The sequence below is a fragment of the Mucilaginibacter sp. P4_E8 genome (assembly GCF_056401495.1).
In genome coordinates this window covers 1-1,843 of the sequence record NZ_JBFUJG010000343.1, presented here as the reverse complement: position 1 = coordinate 1,843, position 1,843 = coordinate 1, and the positions used below count along the sequence as shown (strand labels likewise).

At 41.3% G+C, this 1,843-nt stretch carries 1 protein-coding gene; it reads left to right on the top strand.

What is annotated here, in order from left to right; translation table 11 throughout:
- A partial coding sequence (locus tag AC1DRQ_RS31205) for a BamA/TamA family outer membrane protein (protein ID WP_477429974.1) occupies window positions 1-1,443 on the top strand: 1,443 nt, incomplete at its 5' end.
- Window positions 1,444-1,843 lie beyond the last annotated feature (400 nt).

Below are 1,843 nucleotides of genomic sequence, written 5' to 3'. Positions count from 1 at the left end.
GAAATGACCCTGGCACTGATAGATATTGCAACCGGCGCGGCAAAATATTTGATGCCTTTTGATTTTAGGCCAATTGGTTTTACTACCATAAAAAAGGATACGGTTTATTTTAGCCAAACGGATGGCATTAACGACAGGCTTTTTGTGCTGATGTTAGGCGGTAATAAATGTTATGAATTACTACCCACAGGTAACGACGCAGGCATTGGCTACTATCAACCCGCTGTAGCTGATGATAAACTGGCCTGGGTTGGTTTTACCGCCTCTGGTTATCAAATAAATGAAGTAAATAAAAAAGACCTTAAATGGATAGATGCCGGCACTGAGTATGCGCATCATTTGCCAGATATGGGCATCACCGCCCTTAAACGCGATTCGTCGGCTAATATGTTGGGGGCGGTAGTTGATAAGCCGCTGCCTGTTACAGGTTATTCCAAAGCTCATGGGCTGTTCAATTTTCACAGCATCATCCCTAACATCAGCGATCCCAACTACTCCTTTGCCATTACCGGCGAAAACGTTTTGAATACTTTTCAGTCGGAACTGTCATTTAATTATAACCGTAATGAGGGCTATAAACAATTTGGCTTTGGAGCTACTTACGGGGCCTTATTCCCATATATATCAGGCGGGGTTGATTATACTTTGGATCGGCGTCAGTTTTACAAGGGCAGTTACATTTACTGGAACGAAACATCGTTGCATGGCGGCCTCGAAGTGCCGCTTAACTTTAGCGCAGGCAAACATATAACCAACCTTGCCTTTGGCAGCGATCTGTACTTTAACCGCACCAGCTTTCAGCAGGGTAATGCCCAACAATTTGCTGACAGAAGTTATACTTATCTCAACAACTATCTTTCGTTCAGTAATCAAATGCAGGCGGCCAAACAAAACATCTACCCACAATTGGCACAAAGCATCAGCATAAATTATAAATCGGCCATATCAGGGGCGGGGTCTACACAGTTGCTGGCTTCGGGCACTTTTTACTTTCCGGGAGTGGTTACTAACCACAGCCTGGTGATCAATGTGGCCCACCAGCAAAAAGGCAAAAATAATGTAATAAGTTTCTCCAATAATTTCCCGTTCAGTAAAGGGTATACCGCCGAAAGTTTGGACGATATGAACAAGGTTGGTATTAACTATCATTTCCCCTTTGCCTACCCCGATGCCGGTTTTGGCAATATTGCTTATCTGCTGCGTTTAAGGGGAGCCCTGTTTTTTGACTACACCCGTGCCACCGCTGACAACTTTTTTACAAATGGCAGCAGCTTTAAACAAAACTTTCGGTCGACCGGAGCAGCAGTGTTTTTTGACACCAAATTCTTTAACCAGAACAGTATTTCCTTCGGCATTAGATACAGTCGTTTGTTAGATGATGACTTTTTTGGAGGCACCGGCCGCAACAGGATAGAGTTGGTATTACCGGTTACTTTTTTTTAGGGAGAAGGGAGAATAGAAACAAGAGATTAGAATCAAGAAATAAGATGGCATTTTACCTGCGTGTCATTGTACGAAGCAAATAATAAACTTGTCATGCTGAGTAACCTTTATTTGCTTGCAAATAATCGCATTGAAAATGACATTTTTTCAATATTGATAATCAGCAAGTATAGACTTGTCATTGGCACCTAATTGGGTTTACATGGTTTACACTTTTTATGGTTAACATTGATATATATATAATTGAAAATCAATTAATTATATACTTTTTCGCATAATATCCTGGGTTTACATTAATCAGCTTTATAGGATTTCGGTCTTCCCAACATTTGTGGGTTATACGAATGCAAGGATGAAGAGCTCTACGCTCAGAATGACAAGGTGGTGAAAAAGATTGCTT